At 41.8% G+C, this 23,369-nt stretch carries 12 protein-coding genes; all 12 read right to left on the bottom strand.

All coding sequences use genetic code 11. The features are described 5' to 3' along the window. Positions 1–18: 18 nt before the first annotated feature. Positions 19–1,659, bottom strand: a complete 1,641-nt coding sequence (locus tag B3C94_RS14230) for a RagB/SusD family nutrient uptake outer membrane protein (RefSeq protein WP_293904772.1) — start codon at positions 1,657–1,659, stop codon at positions 19–21. Between the two features lie 17 nt (positions 1,660–1,676). After that, positions 1,677–4,673, bottom strand: coding sequence for a SusC/RagA family TonB-linked outer membrane protein (locus tag B3C94_RS14225; RefSeq protein WP_293904770.1), 2,997 nt, complete (start codon positions 4,671–4,673; stop codon positions 1,677–1,679). A gap of 435 nt (positions 4,674–5,108) precedes the next feature. Next, positions 5,109–6,341, bottom strand: a complete 1,233-nt coding sequence (locus B3C94_RS14220; RefSeq protein WP_293904768.1) for a glycosyl hydrolase family 28 protein — start codon at positions 6,339–6,341, stop codon at positions 5,109–5,111. Between the two features lie 72 nt (positions 6,342–6,413). Then, positions 6,414–10,478, bottom strand: a complete 4,065-nt coding sequence (locus B3C94_RS14215; protein WP_293904766.1) for a hybrid sensor histidine kinase/response regulator transcription factor — start codon at positions 10,476–10,478, stop codon at positions 6,414–6,416. A 196-nt stretch (positions 10,479–10,674) separates the two neighbouring features. After that, positions 10,675–11,445 carry a hypothetical protein gene (locus B3C94_RS14210; protein ID WP_293904764.1) on the bottom strand — a complete coding sequence of 257 codons (771 nt, stop codon included), beginning with the start codon at positions 11,443–11,445 and terminating at the stop codon, positions 10,675–10,677. Between the two features lie 14 nt (positions 11,446–11,459). Then, complete coding sequence (locus B3C94_RS14205) at positions 11,460–14,195, bottom strand: sugar-binding domain-containing protein (RefSeq protein WP_293904762.1); 2,736 nt, start codon at positions 14,193–14,195, stop codon at positions 11,460–11,462. A gap of 126 nt (positions 14,196–14,321) precedes the next feature. After that, positions 14,322–16,109 carry a glycoside hydrolase family 2 protein gene (locus B3C94_RS14200; protein WP_293904760.1) on the bottom strand — a complete coding sequence of 596 codons (1,788 nt, stop codon included), beginning with the start codon at positions 16,107–16,109 and terminating at the stop codon, positions 14,322–14,324. Between the two features lie 27 nt (positions 16,110–16,136). Then, positions 16,137–17,582 (bottom strand): DUF4832 domain-containing protein, encoded by a 1,446-nt coding sequence (locus tag B3C94_RS14195; protein ID WP_293904758.1) that lies wholly within the window; start codon positions 17,580–17,582, stop codon positions 16,137–16,139. A gap of 515 nt (positions 17,583–18,097) precedes the next feature. After that, positions 18,098–20,656 (bottom strand): tetratricopeptide repeat protein, encoded by a 2,559-nt coding sequence (locus B3C94_RS14190; protein ID WP_293904756.1) that lies wholly within the window; start codon positions 20,654–20,656, stop codon positions 18,098–18,100. A gap of 358 nt (positions 20,657–21,014) precedes the next feature. Further along, positions 21,015–21,461 (bottom strand): nuclear transport factor 2 family protein, encoded by a 447-nt coding sequence (locus tag B3C94_RS14185; protein ID WP_293904754.1) that lies wholly within the window; start codon positions 21,459–21,461, stop codon positions 21,015–21,017. A gap of 163 nt (positions 21,462–21,624) precedes the next feature. Further along, on the bottom strand, positions 21,625–21,804 hold the full coding sequence (locus B3C94_RS14180) for a hypothetical protein (RefSeq protein ID WP_293904752.1): 180 nt from the start codon (positions 21,802–21,804) through the stop codon (positions 21,625–21,627). Between the two features lie 652 nt (positions 21,805–22,456). After that, positions 22,457–22,903 (bottom strand): nuclear transport factor 2 family protein, encoded by a 447-nt coding sequence (locus B3C94_RS14175; protein WP_293904750.1) that lies wholly within the window; start codon positions 22,901–22,903, stop codon positions 22,457–22,459. Between the last annotated feature and the right edge of the window lie 466 nt (positions 22,904–23,369).

Genomic DNA, 23,369 nt, shown 5'->3' with positions numbered 1-23,369 from the left:
TACAGCTTCCCGCTACCATTAATTATACCCCGGATTCTGAGGGAATGGTGCTCCTGTATTTGCATCCCTGATCACCTGCGGAATCGGCCACAGGATATTATTGTCCGTGATTTTATCCTTTATTGCATTATTATACTTTTTGACACGCTCCACCAAAGTATTGGTACGCACCAAGGTGAACCTTCTGCTTTCTTCGCCAACTAATTCGCGGATACGCTCATCGAGCAAGAAATCCATAGTCATCTGTGCGCCCGTAATTTCAGACGCTCCAGCTCTTTTCCGTACCTCATTAACGGCTTGCGCAGCTTTATCAGGCATATTTTGCCCCAAATAGGCTTCGGCAAGCAACAGATAGGTTTCGGCTAAACGGAATTTCATACGATCTTTATAACTGCCGGTCAGGCTTAGATTTTCAGTACGGCCATAAAAGAATTTTGTAATTGCTGGAAACAGGCTCTTTGTCGTAAACCAGGTCTGTTCTGTAATATTGGCTTTTTTGCCATTTAGCGAGGCCTCGTTTGCGTTGTTATAATACCAGTTACGCTTAATATTATAGCCTGAATTACGGATATCATTTGCTTCGAAAATGCCGGCCACATTGCCTGTCGCATTGGTACCTGTGGTACCTACCCACCATTTCATCGGTACTAACTGTGCGATTCCGCGACCACCCAGGGTATCAGCCAGTACAAATCCCGTAATGGTCGAGTAATTGGGTATCCACGCCCTCCGGGTCCAGTCATCCGAATTGGTACCACCGCCGATCGTGTTAAACTGGAATTGTAATACCCAGATACTTTCTTTATTGCCACTTTTTCTATTTTGATTATTTTCCAGAAATAAATCGCTGAATACATCGCCCGGTTTGCTGCCATTGACACCGTACCTGCTTTTCATCAGGTTATAATAACCGCTGTTGATGACCGCCAATGCGGCCTTTTCGGCTTCGGCATGATTGCCCTGCAACAGATATATTTCGCTCAGTAAATGGCTCGCGGCCCATTTGGTCAGCTTCCCTTCTTTGACGCCGTCCGGATTGGTAGGTAGGTTATCCACGGCAAACTTCAGATCGTCGACCATGTGCCCGATAACTTCGGCTTTTGGTGTGCGTGTAAAATTAAGCTGAAAATCATACAGAATGGTTTCCACATAAGGTACATCACCGTAGAGATAAACCAAGGTACGGTAAGCATAAGCCCGAAAGAACCGGGCTTCAGCCTGGAAGCGTGCTTTATCTTCCGGTGTATCCCAATTGGTGTTTTTTTCGGAATAAACCAACATGAGGTTTGCCGATGAAATAAGATTATAAGCCCAGTTCCAGTAAGTTCCTACAAAACGTTCGGAGGCAGTCAATGTAAGGTTGGCAAAAGCCGTCAGCGAGCCGTCACTATTGATGGCATCGGCGATATCTGTAGAGACTTGTAAGGCTTCGTATGGACAGGCACCATTGTGAATAAAGGCACCACCTTCGCCATAGGTATTGTATTCTGAGCGGGTGAGGGTATATAGACCAGCGCTCCCCACCTCGAAACCATAGGTGCTGGTATAGGTATTGGATGGCGCCAGTTCAGTTTTCAGTTCTTCCTCCAGAAACTTCTTACAGCCTCCTAAGGAGAACAATACGATAAGCCCCAAACTTGTTGTGATAATATTTTTCATTTTCATGTCCTATTCGATTAGAAGTTTACATTTAAGCCAAACATATACGATCGTGCCGTTGGATAAGAGGCCATCCAGGTGTTGTCGTAATTGAGTACCTCCCTGATATTAGAAATAGTATTGAGATTGTTGACGCTGACGTTTACATCAATACCATTTACACCTACCTTTTTAGCAATTTTGTGTGGCAACTTATAGCCAAAGGTGATGTTCTTTACCTGTACGTAGCTCACCTTTTTATAATAGCCGTGTCCTAATGGATTGAGATAGCCCGGCGAAACGATCGTCGCATTGGGATTCTCCGGCGTCCAATAATTGGCATCGTGTACATAGTTGGTAATTCCAAAAGTCCAGGCACCTAGATTGGCCATGTGATCATCGCGCCATACATCAAAAACACCGGTAACCAAAGCTGATGCATAAAAATTCTTGTAAGCAAACCGGTTGGCTAAAGAAGCTGTGTAGCGTGGATTTTTAGATCCAATGACTACCCTATCGCTGGCTTCTATCTTGCCGTTGCCATCGCGATCGTACAGTTTGGCGGCTCCGGGCGCTGCCCCATCAACAGTAATGGTTTCACCATTCTGCCATACACCGATCATTTTATAATCGTAGAATACTCTCAATGGCTGACCAATAAACCAGTTATTGGCAATATCATCGATACCATCCCCTCTCAACTCGACAATTTTGTCTCTGTTTAAGGAAAATACAGCCGTGGTATTCCACTGGAAATTTTCTCCTTTAACATTCGCTGAATTTAAGGTGACCTCAATCCCTTTATTTTGAGTCGCACCAATATTGTCCCAAATTCGGTTATACCCGTTCATGATCGGTACAGTACGAGTCATCAGCAAATCTTTCGTCTTAGAGAGATAAGCATCAATAGTACCGCCCAATCTATTATTAAACAACTGAAAGTCCAGCCCCAGATTGGTCGAATAGGTGGTCTCCCATTTCAAATTAGGGTTACCCACACCATCTCCGGCTAAATATGCCGTAGTAACTGCAGCACCATCATCTCCCCAAATATATTTGACGTTGGAATATAGGCGGTCTAAAGTGCGGTAGGGAGTGATCGCCTGGTTACCGTTGGCACCGTAAGAAAGACGGATTTTCAGCATATCCAGCCATTTGACGTTATCTTTCAGAAAACGCTCTTCTCCGATTTGCCATGCCGCCGCCGCAACTGGAAAAAATGCGTATTTATTGTTGACACCAAATACCGAGGCTCCATCTGTACGTCCAGTTAAGGTCAATAGATACTTACCTTTATAGGCATAATTTATCCGGCCCATATACGACAGCATGGCTGATTCCGATAAAGAAGCACTGTTGGAAACAAGGCGGCTGGCCGAACCTATCATAAAATATTCGGTATCATCGGTTACAAAACCGGCTCCGCTCTGCGCCGTCGACCAGCTTTTCGTTTTTTGCATACTGAATAAACCCGTCACATCAAAACGATGATCGCCGATCTGCCGCTCGTATTTGAGCAGGTTCTCCCAGGTATAATCGTTATAATTGGAATTGTTGATAGAAGCACTCCCTCCGGCCTGCGTACCTTGATCCCGGCCTTCAAAAGTGTTGCGTCCGTAATAGGTTCCTGTAAATCCATTCCGATAATTATAACCAAAATTTGATCGTAAGGAGAGACCTTCTACAGGTAACAAAATATTGGCATAGCCCGAAAGAAAGAAGTTGTTATTATACCTATCCTGAATCGCATTGACGTTGCGCATCGGATTAACGATCAATGAATACTCCATGGGCTCGGCCACATACTTTCCCGATTCGTCTTTATAGCTACCATAAGGACTTTGTTTAATAGCATGTTCCAAATTTGGCGTAATACCGCCGTCGCTTTTCCGGGTATACTGCAGGCCTATACCAGTTGTTAGCCATTTATTAAAAGTCTGATCCACATTGGTGGTTATATTTAAACGTGACAACTTGGAATTGTACACCACACCTTCTTGATCCAAAGCGGCTAGGGCAGCCATATATTTTGTATTTTCAGTACCTCCCGAGATGCTCAGTTGATGATCCATGGTCAACGCTTTCCGAAAGACATAATCCTGCCAGTTGTGCGTAATGTCTTTCGCGTAATTGCCACGCTCCGTTACGCTGATAATATCACCTGCAATAGGATCCAACAAAGCGCCTGTGTAACCTTGCCTAATACGTGCAATATCTTGCTGGAAGCGGATATATTCATTTGGCCCCATGACGTTGATGCGCTGCATAGGTTCGGCCATACCGATCAAACCTTTATAGTTTACCTGTGCTCTACCCAACGCACCGCGTTTTGTTTGTATCAGAATAACCCCATTGGCCGCACGCGAACCGTAGATAGCCGAAGCGGAGGCATCTTTTAAGATAGAAAGGTTTTCGACATTGTTTGGATCAATATCTGCCAAGGATCCGCTGTAGGGAATACCGTCCAGAATAATCAAAGGACTATTGTTGGCCGATATTGAATTTTCTCCCCTTATCAACAGCGTTTGTGAGGCTCCCGGAGCAGCTTCACCGGTAGTAATGGAGAAGCCCGCCACCTGTCCCACCAAACGATCCATTAGGTTGGAGGTCGATACCATGCTTAGCTGCTCTTTTCCGACGACAGCCAAGCCACCTGTTAAATCTTTTTTCTTGGCTGTACCGTACCCTACGACCACAACTTGATCCAGGACATTATTTCCTGACATCTTCACATTGATGATTCCTGATGGATTGACCTCTAATTCCTGGTTATTGAAACCGATGTAGGTAAATAATAACGTAGCCGTAGGTGCTGCCTGGATGGTATAGTAACCATTTGCATCTGTCTGCACCCCCTTTTTCGCTCCTTTAATCATGACGGAAACACCCTTAAGTCCCTGTCCCGCATCATTGGTCACCTGACCTTTGACCTGCATCTGATCTGTGGCCTGCGAATAAGCGTAATTCGATGCCACCGACAATAGGGTAGCACTCATTATCCAGCTCCTGAGCCAGATATGTATCTTTTGTATCATTGATTTATATTGGTTAGTTAAAATTTACTTTAGTTCTTTACGTTCCCTTTCTCGTAAAGAATATGAGTTTAAAATAAGTCTGCTTCAATAGGCTTGGATATTAAATTTAACTTCTTGTGATAAATAACATCGCATTGCTGCTAATGCATTTACAATGCTGATGGCAAGACTTCGTTTTCGGACTTATTAACGAAGCATAAAACTCAGCCGTACAATGCCAATGTTTTTTGTAAAGTTCGGATTACCCTGCGTGAGCCTAATCACGTGGTCGGGAGGAATTTTCATACACATATTTTGCTTTTTTAAAATTGGTTAAGACAAAACTATAATCATCACCAATTCATAGGGTTCGTTTTTGTACGAAAATGGTTTGATTTTGTACAAAAGGCAAAAACAAGTGTTTTTCGCGCTACAACGGAGATTAAGTGCGCTTTATTATTCGTTTTTTAAACGTATTACATGATCTAAAATAACCGTATCGCTTGGTTGCACATCGATAGCTTCACCCCGACCTCTGTAAATGATATCTCTGAAACTGGCCTGCGAGATACCTTTCGCTTTTATAGGGTGATGACTGATTAAATTTCGTACAAATAAGCCTTTCACATGCTCGGCATATTCGACCACTAAACCCTGTTGTGCTAGCGGACTGATAACCATATTCTCGATAAAAACATTACTTATACGAAGTTTACCTACAGGCATAATCCGTATGGATCGGTGTGAAATTGAATAGAAGTCCTGCCAGTTCTGAAGATAAATAGTTGAAATGTTGTCGATTTCGCCCCGATATATCGAACCACTGACCACATTGACATTTTCTTCGCCCGCTCCCACCCCGGTGTCTGTTAATCCTATATTAATAAAGTCGTCACCACTTTTACCTTTGCAATTTGCAATAAGAATATTTTTACAGCCAAAACGTACGCCCATGCCGTCCTGGTTTAAGATCTGTTTGTCTGCTCCATCAACAGTGACAGCCTGCCTCACGTTAAAAGTAATATCGCTTACCTTACCGTTTGTACAGCGTTCCAATACCAGTCCATGCCCATGATAATCTTTTAATGTAATGCCGCTCACCTCAAATACATCCGTATGCGCCAATATGATGGCGTGGTTTCGCCATCCGCCTTTTTGGTTCTCTCCGGCTTTGCCAGCATCGGTACCATAAGATTGCCCAAATCCACTGGGGTTAAGGGACAAGGTTTTATTATGGTCACCGGTAGCCCTAGGATGATCAGCTCCTTCCAAAAGGACATTTCCTTTTCCAATAATCCGGATGTTTTTTGAGGGCATGATGTCTTTGATTGCCAGTCCGGCATTTGCCGAACGGATAAAATTATCTCGGCATTTATCCGATAACTTAATGGTACAGTTGTTCAATTCGAGTTCAAAATCACTGGGAAGCAAAATGGCCTGATCAATGAGCCAGACACTTTTTTTCGCTACCGCATCATATTTAGGGATGACCACTTTTCCAGTCGTATTTTTCGCCTCGTTTATGGCTTTCTGTATCCGCTCTGACTGGGAACCAGTGCTGTAATTATTGGGACTGATAGAAGTCTCATCGACTTTCTGGGTGACTGCCGCATCCAGATAAATTACGTTACACAAACAAATAAAATAGGTGAGTAGAAGCGCTTTTCTAAAAATTGTTATTTTCATCATCGTTAGGATTTCAATAATATCTCCTTTTACCTTATTTGAAAGGCGTGATCGGTCAATTATTGGCTATTTTTCTTATTTCTTTCCACTGGAGACCCTTTTCTTAAACTCCGAAGGGCTCAGTTCAAACTGTTTTTTAAAACAGACACTAAAATATTTGGCGTTGTTAAACCCGGTTTTGTAGGCAACCTCTGCTACCGTCAAATCAGATTTCTCCAACAGATAAGCACTTCTCTTCAGGCGCATATTTAGAATAAATTCTTTGATCGACATCCCCACAATATCATGTATTTTTTGATAGAGAATGGTTCTGCCCACATTCATATCAGCCACAAAATCTTCTACAGAATAACTGGCATTGTCAATGTTTTCTTCAATGACCTGAATGGCTTTGACCAGTAGCTCCTCGTCCATGGAGGTGACTGTAACATTGGAGGGATCTACCTGAATATGTTTGCTGTATTTTTCTTTCAGTTCCTGCTGATTCCTTAAAATGGTTTCTATTTGCTGCAGGAGATAGTCGACATGAAAGGGTTTATCAATAAACACATTTGCGCCATATTCCAATGCTTTTATTTTATTCTGATTATCATCTCCCGTACCTGAAATCATGATAATAGGAATATGGCTAGTCTTAAAATTTTGTCGAAGGCTGCGGCAGACTTCCAAACCACTGCGATTTGGCATGATCAGATCGGTAATAATGAGTTGTGGATATATTTTTTCAGCCTTAATTAAGCCTTCTTCTCCGTCACTTGCAGTGTATACATTATATTTTTCGGCCAGACGCTGCTCTAGATAGACCCGAAGCTGTTGGTCATCTTCAATCAGCAGGATATTATCTGTTTTTTTTAGGGAGATAGTCCCTCTTTCAGGCGCTGCAATATCCTGTGTGATAATCTCGTCAATTTCAGAAACGGTATAATCATATACGTTAGACTGCATATCTCCTGAACTGGCCTGCTTTTTTAAAGGTAAGGAAATGGTAAAAGAAATTTTATCGGCCTTATTGACCATCCATATTTTGCCATCCAACACATCCACCAGTTCTTTTACAATGGCAAGCCCAAGTCCTGAACTTTCTTCAAAAGTTGGCCGGTGAGATGATAAGCGGTTGAAAGAAGTATAAAGCGTCGCGATCTGCTCTTCCGAAAAACAATCACCTGTATTTATAACTTCGATGGAGATATATTCGATTTCCGTCGGGTTTAAGGATGAAAAGCGTTCCTTTTCTTCCCCCGTAGCAGGATAGATACGTACACCCACATATCCATTATCGGGTGTATATTTTAAAGCATTAGAAAACAGATTAGTCAATATTTTTTCGATGATATCGTAATCAAAAGCGACATATAAATTGTCCCTATACGCGGAAATATTGGTTTCAACGCCTTTTTTATTGGCATAGAGCTCAAATAGGCTAAATATATCTCTTACAAAATTGATAAAATCGCCAATTTGCGGATTGAGCGTAATTTTTTGGCTTTCGATTTCGCGAAAGCGCAGCAATTGGCTAATCATCCGTTGTATTCTGAATACATTCCGCTCTATTAAATCCATGTAAACCAAAGCTGTGTCATTGGCCGCAATCGTTTCTTTGAGTTGCTTTAGCGGCTGTAATACCAAGGTTAGCGGTGTTTTTAAATCGTGTGAGATATTGGTAAAAAAGTCGGTGCGCGCCTGGTTCAGCGCTTGCATATTCTGTTCTTTTAAGCGCTCGAGCGCCAGCCGCTCCTTAAACACTCTTTTATCGCTATAATATCGCATAATAAAAAAGAGCAAGGCAAACACAATTGCTGCATAGAAACAATAGGCCCACCAAGACAAGAAAAATGGTGGATCTACGTGAATGTACAATCGCGATATTTGATCGCCCCACTGTCCGTCATTGTTGGAAGCCTTGATTTCGAAGGTGTAATCGCCACCCGGAAGATTAAGAAACTGTACGGATTTCTGGTTGGCATGACTAATTTGCCAGTCTTCGCCAAGTCCCAACATCCGATAAGCAAACTGGTTCTTATCTGCTGATAGATAACTATTTGCCGAAAACTTAATTTCGACATTAGACTGGCTACTGGAAAGCCTTATCTTATCTCCTTTTTTATTGGAAAGGCTACCAATATCTTTTGCTAAAATTGATGAACCATCATCTGGTTTCACGAGTTTATTATTGACCAGAAATCCGGTAAAAAAAACCTTTGGTTTTTGCGGATTTTTATTGAGGTATGCAGGATCGAAAAGTAAAAACCCATTGGTACCACCAAATAGCATTTCACCCTTGGAAGTTTTGTAAGCGGCATGAATATAAAATGAGCCAATGTTGTTTTCCTGATAGAATCGGGATTTTTCAAATTTTCGGGATTTCCTATTGAAACAAAAAAGACCTTCACTGGTGCTTAACCAGACATTTTTCGTGGCATCATCTTCTAATATACCAAATACCATTTTTGCCGGGAACCCGTTATTTGCACTAAAATTGATATACGTTCCGTCTTTTTTGAGCACGTTTACTCCTTTTCCTAAGGTGCCCAGCCATACTTCGCCAGTTGCAGTCACGGTATAGCTGCACAGGTAATTTGCAGAATAGGAGACATCTTTGACCATATATTGCTTCAATACCTTTAACGTATGAGGATCGGCGACAAAAAATCCTTGATGACTAACTAAACAGAGCTGATTTTGGTTATTCACATATAGTGCTTCGACTTCCAGATTGATTTTTTTGCCCTGCGCATCAAGGACGTTCACCATCTCTATAGAACCCAGTGGCTTCTTGCGATATAAAAATGATTTATCGGGGTCTGTCATCCACCAGGTACCTTCTTTATCATTTACAAAATCATAAACGGTCAACGGTTGTTGGCTTTCCGGCGACCGGAAATTAAAACTGCTGAAACGCTGATTATTCACATCATAATCGCCAATACCACCGTTATAGGCGGAAATCAATAGACTTTTGCTCGCTCCGTCAAATTTCAGACGTTTAATCATTTGGGGAGTTGACGAATTACCCGCAGATTGTTCGGGCCGAATAAACTGATCTTTTTTTCTATTCCAGTAATTCAGGCTTCCCCCTTCGGTTCCGATCCATATATTTCCCAGATGATCTTCCTGAAAACTACTGACAATGGGGTGATTTAGACCTCCTGGACTGGGCTTAAAGTAACGCACTCTGGAATCGTAAAGCGAGCAATAGGCTATCTTACCACCGTAAGTGCCTATCCAGGCTCCCTGGTCGGGATCAGGATAAATTGTCCATATTGAGTTATTAGGTAATGAATAGGCATCGTTCAGGTTCATCCGTAAGGCACTGCTGCTTTCAGTCGCGGGATCATAAAAAAATAATCCGGCCTGTGTAGCCACCCAGATTACGCCGGTTTGGTCCAGATAAAGTTTTTTGGTTAAAACAGATGAATTTCCCGCTACGCTTACTGGGATGTTCTGCTTAAACACACCTGCCCAATCCGTCACATGGATTCCTCCACGCGGTGTTAGAAAGTAATATAAGTTCCGGTAGGCCACTACATCGTTCACTTGGTTTGCCGTGCCACCAAGATCTGCAAACCGGACCAAGCTTTTCTTAGCCATTTCTACCTTGTGCACGATCGCGCCTTGGGTTAAAAACACATCATCTTTGGCTGTCAATATATTTTGAAAAGGCTTATTTTTGGGTAACAAAAAGCTTTCAATATGTCCATTTTGTGGATTATAGCGAAGTACACTATTGTCCGACAGCATATAAACCTGACCATCGCTATGTACACAAACCGAACGGATCATTCCGGAAACCACCACATGAAAAGAAAACCGTTCGTAATCAAATTTTAATAAGCCCTGTCCCGAAGCTAAAAATAAATTTCCTTTTTTATCCCGGATTAAAGAACCATAGCCCCATTTCTGTTTTGGTCTTTTTGCAGAAACGATATCGTTTAACTGATAGAAGCTATTACCATCGTACATGAAAAGTGCATCGGGCCCAGTGTACCAGACACGTCCTAAACTGTCTTTTGCAATGCTTTGTATACCGCCGTAATACGAAGTTTCGGGCATCAGATGAAACCTGTATCTCGAAAGATCAATACCGAGAACAGATTGCCCAAAAAAAACGATAAAACAAATGATCAGACTGTATTTTTTCATTTACCGATGCTACTAAAGCTGTTTAGATTAATCCAAGATTTTTGCCATGCCATGCTGTTGTCAACGCCGAGCTATTTTTTTTGACAATATTTCTTTTAAGCTACGATTCTCTTTTTATTACGCAAAGAGCTGCGTTAAAATTTCGGCATAAGCTCCTTTTGCGCCGCTCATATCCATTTGAAGCCCAGGGGTCAATTTATTTAAAAACAGGTGTTGGGGACAAACTTATCTTCTTTTGCTGATTGTTTTTGAGTTCAAAGATCACGAGCTCATTTTGACCAGAAATTATATATTCCGAAGGGATTAAAATCGACTGTTGTTTTTCTTCTTCCCAGTAAGACCCCAAATATTTTTGATTTAACCAGACTTCACCCATTCCCCAACCTGTCATATTGAGATATTTGTTTCCGGATGAATTGAGATCAAAACAACCTTGGTAAAAACCGGGACCGCCATTCGATTTACTTTGTTCAAAAACTAGATTCTTCAGTGGATAATTACGTACATCTAAGGGGATCATTTTCCAGTTTTGAAGTTCGTTTCCCCCTAGACTGACAGAGCCAAACAATCCTTTTGAATTGTCTGTAATTTCTGGCCCATAGGTAATCCGCCCAATGTTCTCCACATAAAGTCGGAGTATGTGTTTGCCGGGATTTGCTTTGATCGTTAACGTCTTCCCCTGATCAGTTAGAGTACCCTGTAACTTACCGTCCAAATAGACCACGGCATAATCACGCACATTTTCCAATTCCAGATCTTCGCTTTCAGCATCCGTATTTATCTCAGTCTGATAAAGTACATAGCCAAATTCGATGTCCAAATCGTTAAAAGATAATGCCCTTTCTGCCTCGACAGTTTTTTTATAAACCTGTGATATGGAGGCTTTGCTTTCTACACTAATTTCCTGTGCCATCAGCGTTTGACCTAAAAGAAACGCCATCATCGGAAATACAACTGTTTTTAACATCGTTTAAACCTTTCTTATTTTGTTAAAAATGATTGAATAAAATTCTCATCCACGGCCACTTGCGGCGAAAATTGCGCGCTTTTCACATAGTTATCCATACTGTACAACAATTGTTGCGTGGCCGGACGGTTATCCATATCGGTTTTGGTATCCAATGCCAGTACCAGCAGTTTTCCACCGTTCAGTTTGGCTTCGAAACCTATACCTAGCTTTTGGTTGTTATCATAACTGTCAATGACCTGTATAAAGGGACGCAGTTGTTGTGGTGCATCTTGCATTTCGATTACTTTTGCATGGTTCAAGATATCCCACCACTGCCAATCTGTATGGTAAGAAGTGAGGAAATCATTAAACATGGCCTGTTCATGATGGACCAGGTTGCCGATCGTCATCGGTGCCCAAGCAAACATAATGGGGTTCCAAAAATGATTGTGAAACAGTGATTTCCGTCCTTTTACCTTATCAGGTGAAAGATAAAGCACCACTGTTTTCCCCTGAGCTAACTGCGTTTTTGCAACATCATCGTAAACTTCAGTATACAACACGTTATCTGTAGACTGCATCAGATCTTGATGTTTGGGATATACCCAGATGTCCCAGCTATTTTTAATCGTGTCATTTACTGCGAGATGAACAGTAACCTTTTGGCTACTGATATTTTTTAGCGGAATTGCGAATTCACCGACCGACGATACATTTTCGTTGGCAATGGTTTGCTTTTTCAGCATTCCCTTTTTCAATACGTTGCCAGCGGTATCGGTCAGCCACCATTTAATTTTTGCGTTTTCAAGTGCGGAATTGCTAAAGTTATACACTTCGGCTTTCCCCTTAAATGTTTCGGTATTGAAGTAACTACTTTTGTCGTAACGCAATAAGGCGACAGTTGGAGCGCAAAACTCCCTGAATTTTTCGGCGGTCACCAATCCTTTCGAATCCCAAAAAGGGTCGAAAATTCCTACGGGAGCATAGCCTTGTCCCGGAAAATCGTTCATCGACAACAGCTGAAAACCTGCCGATTTACCCGAGCGCAATAGGGCTTCGATCACGGCTTTGTATTCCAGCACAGTAAGTGCTCCAGAAGCCCTAAAGAAGTCTTTTGCCTGATCCAGCATGCCATTTTTTTGCAACAGGTCCCGAAATACCTCAAAATTGCGTGCTTCTACGGGGCTGTTGGCATATTTCTTTATCTCATCAAAATTTGGGTAGATACAACGTTGTCCCGACTCGTGCGATATAACGGGCACATCGACATCAGATTCCACATTCTTGTCCCAGTCGGTACCCGGTTGACCTTCGTAAACCTTTACAGCCCCTTTATTGGTCTGCTGGGACACATAATATTGATCGGATTTAACCCGGGTTCGTGCTGTAGAACCGCTATACAAATGGCGAGGATCAGTTTTTCTACCTTCGGCGGTCAATTCCTCGATAAAGTCGAAGTTGCCAGTAATTTCATTGCCGTTGCAGTACAGAACAAAAGAAGGATGGTTGCCGTATTCTTTTAAAATAGCTTTTATTTCCCGGCGGAAGAAGTTATATCTGGCTTCGTCGGGTTCGGCATCTCTGCCCCACATAGGCATTTCCACCTCAAAATATATTCCGTGTTTGTCTGCCATACGAAAGGCCGCCGCAGGCGGACACCAGGAATGGAAACGTAAATGGTTCATGCCGTGGTCCTTCATCAGCATCATAATTCGTTCCCATGAGGCATCATCAAGCGGAGCATGTCCCGTTTTTGGAAATACCGCATTTTCGACATTGCCCCTTAAATGGATAGGGTGGTTATTCAGCACTACATGATTTTTTCCCTGTTTTACTTCACGCATACCAAAGGTGGTCGATTTTTCATGCTGATAGCTATTTTTACCGTCGGAAGTATTCAGTTGGCAGCTAATCCGATAAAGATTGGGATTAAACTCATCCCACAGTTTAATGTGTTTACCTAAAGGGATATCAGCCTCTACAAAAGTTACCGAATCGCTACTTACCAATGCAACTTCATGTTTAAGGCTGTATTTTGTCCCGGCGATAGCAAAAGAAACCTTGCCCTTTACCTGTTTTTTAGTCGCATTGTTTACACGTAATTTTACTTTTATGGACTGATCAGTGATATTTGGGTATACCTGAAGGTCTTCTACATAAACTGGATCGATGGCCATCAGTTTCATGTCGCCCAAGATACCGTTCCAGTTAATCTGCGTAAATTCGGTATGTGCATGGTTCCATTTGTGCGTGTTATACTGAAACCGATTATCGATACATATGGTAATACGGTGTGTTTTTCCTGGCTTTACAAATGAGCTCAGGTCGTGGTTGTGGGGTACGCTCACATAATCGACGCTGCTGACTTCTTTGGTATCCACAAAAATTGAACTTAACCAGTGGGTACGTTCAAAATATAGAAATATTTTTTTGCCCTTCCAGTTAGCAGGGATTTCGATATCACGCTGGTACCATGCCGGCCCCATGTATTCGTATTTTCGGGTCAGACGATCGATATATTTATAGGGATTTTGATATCCTATCTGATAATCATCGGTAATTCCCGGAAGTTTAATTGTCTCTTGTAAAATGTGATTATAGCGTGGGGACAGCGACCCTCTGCGAAAATCCATCACATCGGTCTGAAAGCCCCAGGTCCCCGATAAATCGATGGCATCTTGTGCTTTTAACAAGGTTGCTTGCACGAAGAGTCCCAGTACGCATATTATTTTAACATATTTGTATATACTTATCTTGTATTCGTTCATTTTGTATTTCGATTATTTAGTACTTTCATTCTCTTCAGTAACCTATTCTTGCGCGCCAGGCCATATAGTTATTGCTTTGTGAAATCGTCTTTAAGGACTGTTTTCGAAGTGTCAGGATTGAAGTTTTTACTTATTCTCATAATATTCCTTCATCAAAAACCAGGCTTTTTTTCGGTAACCTTGATCAGAGACCAATCCTTTGCGGTTCCAGCCATCTTGGTTGGTCGGATGAAAACGGAATGGCGAACGGAAATCAAATAGTACCCAGGGTGAAGTTCCGCGCAGGTTTGGGATATGCTTAAACATTTCCAGGTTATTTTTATACAAAGTCTCTTGGTAATCTTCACTCCATGAACTGACAACATCCTTTTCGCCCGTTTTGCCATACAAAGCCTCGCCTCCAAATTCAGAAATAATTAAAGGCTGGCCTTTTGCCACATCCCATATGGCTTTATCGGGAGAAACTGGCCAGGAGTGGTACCAGCCTAAATATTTGTTGACAGCTACGACGTCCAATTCTTTAGTAAAAGGATCGTCCATGACAAAGGTCTGTTTCTCCTTATTAAAACGAACCAGATCAAAAGCAGCGATTATAAGCCGGCTAGTGTCAATGGCTCTACATGTTGCAATCAAATGCCTGATAAAAGCATTTCGGGGTTCGGACGGCTGGGTTTCGTTGGCTACCCCCCAAAAGGCGAGCGCGCAACGATTTTTGTCACGATCGACCATTTCACGCATCATTTTGCCTGCTTTCTCTTTGGTCGATTCATTTTCAAAGTCGATGCCTTGCCATATGGGAATCTCTTCCCACAACAGGAAACCCATTTTTTCGGCCATTCGCACGATATATTCATTTTGCGGATAATGCGCCAGGCGAATCATATTACAACCCAAGGCTTTCGCTTCCGAAAGCAGTACCACCGCATCTGCTTGTGAAAAAGCACGGCCTTTCCGTTGGGGTATCTCCTCGTGAAATGAAATGGACTTAAGGAAAATAGGCTGGCCATTCAGAAAGATATCTTCTCCCTTAACCCAAATATTACGAAAGCCTATCTCCTCCTTGATTTGGTCTTCTTGGGTTGAAATCTTCACACTATACAGCTTAGGTGCGGCAGGCGACCAACGTTTAATTTCCGTTGCTATAAATGAAGTTTTTACTTCTCCCTGAGCATCTGTTTTAAGGGTTTGTTTGAGTTGTAGTTCGGGTATCTCAATGGTTACAGGAGAATAAGCTAACTTTTCCGAAAGTTTTACGTTAGCGTTGATTTTATCGGCTTTGGTTTTGTCCAATTGAATAAAATAATCGTCGATAAAAACTTTTGGCGTGCTGACTAGAAAGACATCGCGGGTGATGCCGCCATAGTTCCACCAATCGAAGGCCATGGCCGGAATGGCATCTGCTCGACGGGTATTATTGACCTCAACGGCCAAAAAATTATCATTTTCTTTGGCAACATCCGTTATTTCAACCTGAAATGGGGTGAAACCACCCTCATGCTGTGCAATCTCTTTCCCATTGAGGTATATACGACAGCGGTAGCTTACAGCAGCAAAATACAAAAACAGCCTTTCTTTACTTTCCTTCACGAGATTAAACTTGCGCCCATACCAGATGGTACCTTCATAGTATTTAAGTTCGGGCAGCTGACTATTCCAATCCGAAGGCACATTTAAACGGAGCCCATTCTCGAAGGAATATTCGTAAAAATCGGTCTTGTTTTCCGGCTTTTTATTTAGATAGATTTTGTTTTTTCTGCCCTGGTTATATAAATCTATAATCGCATCCCATTTTCCATTTAATGATTGCACGCGCCTACCATACACATTGGTCATATTTGGCTGTGCAATCAGATCAAAGGTTATCAGATTAAAGAATATAAACAATACCAAAGAGAGATTGATCAGTTTTATCATAATTGGTGTACTTCTTAATAAAATTTGCTATTTTACCTGCAAGGCTGACAACTTTGTCCAGCCCTGAGCCGTTAAATCTTCTTCCAGTGCAAGCTGAATTGCCGGTTTATTTTCCTTTGCCGTATCAACAATGGCGACTGCCCAGCTGTAATTTCCGGTAGGTAAATCTATTTTGGCATTAAGTTCATAACTTGCAGCAGCATCCTTCAACCATTTAGACGGTTCGCTCTGATGATCTACAAAAACCTTCTTCACATTCCCTTTGGCATCTAAAAGCGCAAAAGCGACTTTATATTTGAAATTCCATTGCGGAATATTGTTGGGTAAATAGCCCCAACCCCTATTTTGCCAACGATGAGAAATTAGCGCTACCGAACCGGACTTGATATCCTGAGGCAAATTGATTTGGTCCGGATATACACGGTAGCCCCCTTCCGTATTAAACCGTTGAACCAGATCAAAGGACTTAAACCAGGATTCCGTTTCTCCACCTGCTCTAAAATCCATCATATTGACATGGGCCTCGGCCGACAGGTCGAACTCTCCTTTCCTTACATCCTCATCGTGCCCTTCTCTATATTTCCCGCTCGGGTCTGTCCAATAACGGTGTTTACCTGGAGCGATAATCCAACCGCCCTCCATAATGATCGGACGTTTAAAATTCCATTTTTTGGCAAAATTCTTTTCCCAGTCCTGGTAATAGCCGGTCATACCAAAAGCATCTTGGCGCAGACTATATCCTTTATCAATAGCTTTGTCCAATAAGCGTTCACTGTTTGGGTTCACAGGCCCCCAACTTTCGGGATGCCCCACCAAACGATGGTAGTTAATAACCAGAGGTACCTTGGTAAATGTGTTAGCATACAAACTGGTTACCCAATCCAAAGTTTCTTCTTTTATTTTCTCAGTGCTTTCTGGAGTTGCTTTATTGGGGTCTTCATAGACTACGTAATGCGCTTCACCCCATTTTCCCAATCCATAGGCGTCAATAAAAGAGATCTTTTCAGGATCATTAAATTCTTTGGCCAAGGCTGTGATAAATTTGCTGTAGTATTTTCTAAATACGGTATCCTGCGGATAGGGTGTTTTCCTATCGGGATGTTTTTCATTTTCCAAATAATATTTGGCACCATGGTCAAATACAAATTTGGGGGTATTTTGACCTTGGTCGCGACCGTCAACCACAATACGCAGTGCAATGGGCAGTCCTCTCATTTCCGCACCTTTAATGAGCTTTCCTATTTTAGAGTTTGGATCATCCCAGGCATAAACACCATCACTGGGATTCAGAGAAGACCAGCTGGTGCGTACATAACAAGCCGAAGCATAATCGATAACCTTTACCTTTTTGCCCAATGCTGGAACAAAGTATTCGATATCCCAATATGTATCGTCTGCGTTGCGGGGTGCATACATTACCCAGCCATTTAAAGGGTTGCGCAAGACCGAATGATCATCGTATTTTGGCTTCAATAAGACATACCCTAAGTTGCTGGAACCGCCTCGGCCTTTATTTTTTTGAGTAAAGCCAAGTAACGGAGAGGTACAAAATAAGAGGATAAAAACATTTTTGATTATCCTATTTGATATTAGCTGTTTGTTTATCATTTGGTATCTGAACATATTCTTAAGTCTATTGCCCTTTGGTTACTGTATTCACGTTTCATCAGCGGCTTTATAGTTTATAAATTATTGGTCTTAATTAAATCAAATTGATTTACTGGAATACGACACAAAAATAGCCGCAGCAGGTCTCCGCTATGGTATTGATTTGTTCAGAAATGGTTCGTTTTTGTACAGAATTAGGTGTAATGGCTCTAAACTAGCTGGGATCAGAGAAATCCATCCCTTGAGGAGACTAAGGGTTAAATGCAGGGAAACGTAAAAAGCCCGAATTCTCGGGCTTTTAAAATATAGATTCTATTATTTTTTTATTTGATAGCATTGAAAAGTTCCATCACTATTTTTCGTACGGATCTTCCAAACTGTTACTTTAATTTCTGTAAGCGCTCCTTTGCCGATGGAACGATATCATCGTTTTTGTCATAATTATCAATCACACTTTTCAATGTACTCTTCGCCTGGAAAGTATTGCCTTTGCGCGCATAGGCATCTGCTAGTAAAATGAAACTCTTGGCCACCCAGTATTCTTGTGCCTGCCTGTTGTTGATCACATCAAAGGCTGTTTCCAGCGTTTTATCATATTCTTTGTTCTCATACTGCAATAACGCCACGCGGTACCGTGCCTCTGCACCTACCGCCGATTGGCTCTTCAGCGCAGCCAGGTTGAACTCCTTCATAGCGGATGCTATATTCTTTTCTTTCAATAAAGCTTTTCCACTGTACAAATGTGCCTTAGCAATTTCTTCTTCGGTTGCTCCGCTATAATTCTTGATCAGGCTCGCGTACTTGGCCATTTGTTCCATATCACCGAGTTCGAAATAACAAATCATCAGGTTTGTCACTGCGTAGCCATAGTTCTTTTTATATTCTTCATTGAGCTCTAATTTTTTGAGGTGTACAATAGCCTCATTATATTCTTTGAGGTCCAGGTACAGCGCAGCCACTGTGAGCAGGGTATTCTCGGAATACTTACTTGTCCAGTCATTTAGGATGATATTCAGATCATGCAGTGCTTCCTGCGGATGCCCTGTACGGTACGAACTCACCCCACGGATGTAACGAGCGAATTTTTCTTGTTTGGGCTTCGGAAATTTGTCAAAATAGGCGTTGATCGCTTCCACAGCCGCTCCGTATTCTCCCCGGGCAAACAGGGAATGAGCTGCCTGGAAAGCCATGTCATCCTGCTCCGCAGGACTCAGATTGCCAACATTGGTTTCGACAGCGTAACGAATATAGCTCGAAGCATCCCCCTGATCGAGGTAGATGTTTTCGATAAAACGCATTGCCTGCTCGGCCTCAGCGGTTCTAGCATATTTCTCCACTACCGTCTGGAAAGTGGCCTTCGCTGCTTCGGGCTCATCGTTGTTGTACTGCACAAGCCCTATGGTCATTAAAGCACGGGGAATATAACTGCTACGGGGGTACTTTTCGATCATCCCTTGCAGACCTTTAAGTGCATTATCATAATCCCCCATTGTGAAATAGGTATAGGGGATTTCAAAAGCTGCGTCATCGGCATAGTTCGAAGATGGAAATTGTTTCAGAACGGACCGTAGGGTACTGAGCTTGGTTTCATTATCACCCTGCAAACCAAAGATCACACCGCGCTGGAAGAAGGCATAATCCTGATTAGGAGCCTTGCCATTGATCAGCTGATCATAGTATTTGTTTGCCCGACTGTAGTTGCGCAAGCACAGGTACGAATCGCCCAGACGTGCAATGACGTCGTACCGTATATTTTGATCCACCGTACTTCCCCCAGCAGCTAGAAAGCGTTCAAAATAATCGGCTGCCAGTTCAAAACGGTTATTTCGATAAGCCGCATAAGCTAAGCCATAATTGGCATAATTATATACGTCGCTGTTCCTTGCGGCAGGCAAACCCAGGAACCGGGAGAAGTTTTCTACCGCTTCTCCGAATTTGCGGACTTCATACATTGCCTCCGCTTTCCAGTAGGTGGCGAGAGCTGCCATTTCGGCATTGATCGGAAACTTTTCCGATCGCATAAACATAGATATGCTATTTTCGAAAGCGCGCTCGTTGTAAAACTCAAGTCCGCGGTAGTAAGTTACCTTTTGATAGATCGCATCGACTTCCCGGCCGCGCTCCTTTAACGATTCCAGCATGCTGACCCCAGCATGGAAGTTGGTTGTCCCCCGCAGGATTTCAGCCGATAGTGTTTCCGGACTTTCCTGTCTTTTTACACCCGGATCGATAGGTTTTACTTCCTGGGCGATATACTTCTCTAGGACTTTTTGTGCAGCTTGAGTGGAGTCCATGGCGAGCAGGACTTTAGCATAATTAAATAGCGCGTCGGCTTTCACTTGCCGGTCGAGATCCAGTTTTGTCGCTTTGACAAAGGCATTGCGTGCGGCTTGCTTATCACCGCTTTCCAGGGCGATGTGTGCCAACGTCATGACCGCTCCCTGATAAAAGGCGTCCGAAGGTTTAATCGACTCCAACATACCACTCGCTCTTTTATACTCACCGGCTCCATAAGCCAGATAGCCGATTCGGTAATTATCGATATTACTTTGCGAAGCGTCCGGATGGCGTTTCATCAGTTCATGGTAGTAAGCCTGCTTATATTTTTGCTGTGCTAAAAAAGTAGTGGTTGCGATCTGACGTAGCTCCGTCTCGATAGCGTCGCGGTTGATACGTTGCATATCCGGGCTCCGGCGCACCTTGACGGCATCGGCTAGCATAGGCCGGTAGTCACGTACAACATCGATGGAATCCATAGTTTGAACCTGTCCCCTACTTCCCTGCTCAATATGTTGCTGCTCTTTCTTATCTTGCTGTTCTTTCTTATCCTTCTGCTGTTTCTGAACTTCCTGCCCATACCCTGTAGCCAGCAAAGCCGAAAGCGTCCCCGTAAACAGGTATTTCAGGTAGTTGTGGCCGATTCTTTCTTTCAATATCATTGTTCGTCCGTATTTTTTGAGTTTTCCAAACGTTTTTTTGCCGAGGAGGCAATAGTGTAATCTTAACCTAATCAGTATAGCCAAAACTAAAGAATTCCAACCACATTAGGTAAATCGCAAAGAAAAAACTTATCCATCTCATTTCCGCGATTTAAAATAAAGGATCCCCTATTGTCCTGCTCCCTATAAAAAACTGACTTAATACAATAATGGAGCCAAGAAGAGAATAGGGGATAAATTAGAAATGGGCTCCTTGTTCCATTAGTTTCATCGAAAAGTGCGCTATTGAAGAATAGTGCTTAAAAAAGCCACATCGAGGAATATGGCTTTTCAACTTATATATTTTGAGGAATTGCTCCTATTGATAAGAATGGATAGACTTGGACACCTGCCAGATGCCGTTCTCGTAAACCAAGGTCACCAGATCAGTCATGCTAAAGCTGTCAAATTTCAATACAATTTTTGCAATCATATAATCTGCAGATTTTTCGACTATCCTGATATTGGTTTTACAGTTCATAATTTCTCCCCGCTGTTTTCTTAAAGATTCAATTACTGCCCGGCGTCCGTAAGTATGCAAATTGGAAGCCTGAATCTTTTGATTGAAATCTTGGGAAAATAACTGCTCTAGGCCTGCAGATCCTCCGGCTGTCGTTACCGCAACATAATGCTGCAAAGCAAAGTCTGCTGTGGAGAGATTAATGCTAACTTTTTCTGGTTTTGATACCGGTCTTTCAATTGCTATAGCAAATGACGATAAAGCAATTAAAGCTGCTGCTGTGAATGATTTTACGAATACTTTCATAATGTCTTTTGTTCTATTGTGTTAGTTTATATATCCTTACTTTTCGATTCAAAACTACGCTTCAATAGGTCACTAGCCTATGGACTTTAGACCAACGATCGTCGGAACTCGGTGAATAGCGGAAATGAAAAGGTAAGTTTTCATTTGCTATCCCGAAAAGTTTCTATACTAAGGCGTAAATAAAGAATGCAAGAACTATTTTAGCAGCTGCATGCCAAATACTATACCAGTGGGTATAATAAGCATATTTACGCTTACCAGCTCCCATAAGGGCATTTTTTAGATCTTCTTCTAAAAAATGAAATGTGCGCATACGAACAGTTTCGAAATAGATTGTCCGCATGCGCACACCGCATAGATAGCCATACAAAAGATTAATTATTCGTTGATTGTTGACCTATTTGGTTTTCTTTATCGGCATTTCATCTAGACTTTCTAAACTGAAGAAAACACCTTAACGTATTGAAAACAAAAAATAATGTTACCATAACAACTGAGAAAGTATCGGGATGATTTATAGTAGCATCTAAGCTATAAAGACCGGCAATGCTGATAAATATTGAAAAGATAATATCCATTTTGAGACTCAATCTCCTTTTGATTATATAAAAAGAATTTAACACTACTTTTACACTGATTGTGATATAAATAACAGCTAATAGTGCTGTAAATGCTAAGGGCCAAATCGATGAAAAATTATTAGGATCTATGCAAAAAACAAGTTGAAATAAAGCGATAAATAATAACATAAAAAAAAGTAACGTAACCTTTTCATTCGGTAAGGGCAAAAGCAAAAGTAGTATTATCGTAATGATATTAATTAGACCCCGATATTGTATGAGTTTTCTCTCTAAATAATTGTAGATCTCCATAAGTGTATATGTTAATATTCAAAGCTACCCCTCTTTTAAGATCAAAAATTTGACAAAAGGCAAAAAAAAGCCACATCTCTCGATGTGGCTCTACAACATATATATACTTGTTTGAAATGGCTCTTATTTATACGAATTGATAGATTTGGAAACTTTCCATTCTTTACCGTCGCGGATCAAAGTCACCAGGTCAGTCTTCGTAAAATCTTCAAATTTCAAAGTCACCCTGGCAACCATATAATCGGCAGACTCTTCGAGAATGTCAGTACTTACTGTACAGTTTAGCTTCTCGCCCTTTTGTTTTTTCAAAGATTTAACCACGTCCCCACGGCTATTGCTTTTTAAATTGGAAGCCTGGATCTTTTGGCTGAAATCTTCAGCAAATAGCTGCTCTACACCTGCTGATTCTCCTTCAGTCGTTACTGCAACATAATGGGTTAAGGCGAAATCTGCTGTTGACAGGTTAACATTTGTTTTTGCTGCTTTTGAGCCGGGTCCCTCAGCTGCCATAGCAAATGTGGATACTGCGATTAGGGCTGCTGCTGCGATTGTTTTTACTAGCGTTTTCATAATGTCTTTTGTTTATATTATCGTTTTATCTTCTTATTTGTTGACTCAAAACTAGGATTCTCTATGCCTCTAGGCTAACGGATTTAGATCAACACCCAACAAAACTCGGTGGATGGCAGAAATCGAAAGGTGAAAGTCAGTATACATAAAGAACTTATCCATTTTATTAGCAGCGTGCCAAATACTATACCAGTTGTCCATAGAGTTTAATTATGCCCTTTATGGCACCATAAAGCCCAACTGGTGTATTTTTCAAAAGAAGGGAATGTACGGATGCGAACAGTTTATAGTGATATTGTTCACATGCGTACATCTTATTAAATAAAAACTTCACACAGTTTCTTGCTTTTAATACCATCCAGAAAACTACTAGATAGCCTTGCAGATGTTTAATACATTATCGATGGATAGTATGGACGATAGAACAAAATCCATTTTTTAGAACTACATTCTACTTAACATGCTT

Source organism: Sphingobacterium sp. UBA5670, assembly GCF_002420705.1.
Taxonomy (GTDB): domain Bacteria; phylum Bacteroidota; class Bacteroidia; order Sphingobacteriales; family Sphingobacteriaceae; genus Sphingobacterium.
This window is presented reverse-complemented; position numbering and strand designations above follow the sequence as displayed.

Bases quoted from the DNA above. Each gene is read 5' to 3' on its own strand.
- B3C94_RS14180 (WP_293904752.1), bottom strand. From the start codon at position 21,804: ATGCGGACAATCTATTTCGAAACTGTTCGTATGCGCACATTTCATTTT.
- B3C94_RS14210 (WP_293904764.1), bottom strand. From the start codon at position 11,445: ATGTTAAAAACAGTTGTATTTCCGATGATGGCGTTTCTTTTAGGTCAA.
- B3C94_RS14190 (WP_293904756.1), bottom strand. From the start codon at position 20,656: ATGATATTGAAAGAAAGAATCGGCCACAACTACCTGAAATACCTGTTT.
- B3C94_RS14185 (WP_293904754.1), bottom strand. From the start codon at position 21,461: ATGAAAGTATTCGTAAAATCATTCACAGCAGCAGCTTTAATTGCTTTA.
- B3C94_RS14175 (WP_293904750.1), bottom strand. From the start codon at position 22,903: ATGAAAACGCTAGTAAAAACAATCGCAGCAGCAGCCCTAATCGCAGTA.
- B3C94_RS14215 (WP_293904766.1), bottom strand. From the start codon at position 10,478: ATGAAAAAATACAGTCTGATCATTTGTTTTATCGTTTTTTTTGGGCAA.
- B3C94_RS14220 (WP_293904768.1), bottom strand. From the start codon at position 6,341: ATGATGAAAATAACAATTTTTAGAAAAGCGCTTCTACTCACCTATTTT.
- B3C94_RS14200 (WP_293904760.1), bottom strand. From the start codon at position 16,109: ATGATAAAACTGATCAATCTCTCTTTGGTATTGTTTATATTCTTTAAT.
- B3C94_RS14230 (WP_293904772.1), bottom strand. From the start codon at position 1,659: ATGAAAAATATTATCACAACAAGTTTGGGGCTTATCGTATTGTTCTCC.
- B3C94_RS14225 (WP_293904770.1), bottom strand. From the start codon at position 4,673: ATGATACAAAAGATACATATCTGGCTCAGGAGCTGGATAATGAGTGCT.
- B3C94_RS14205 (WP_293904762.1), bottom strand. From the start codon at position 14,195: ATGAACGAATACAAGATAAGTATATACAAATATGTTAAAATAATATGC.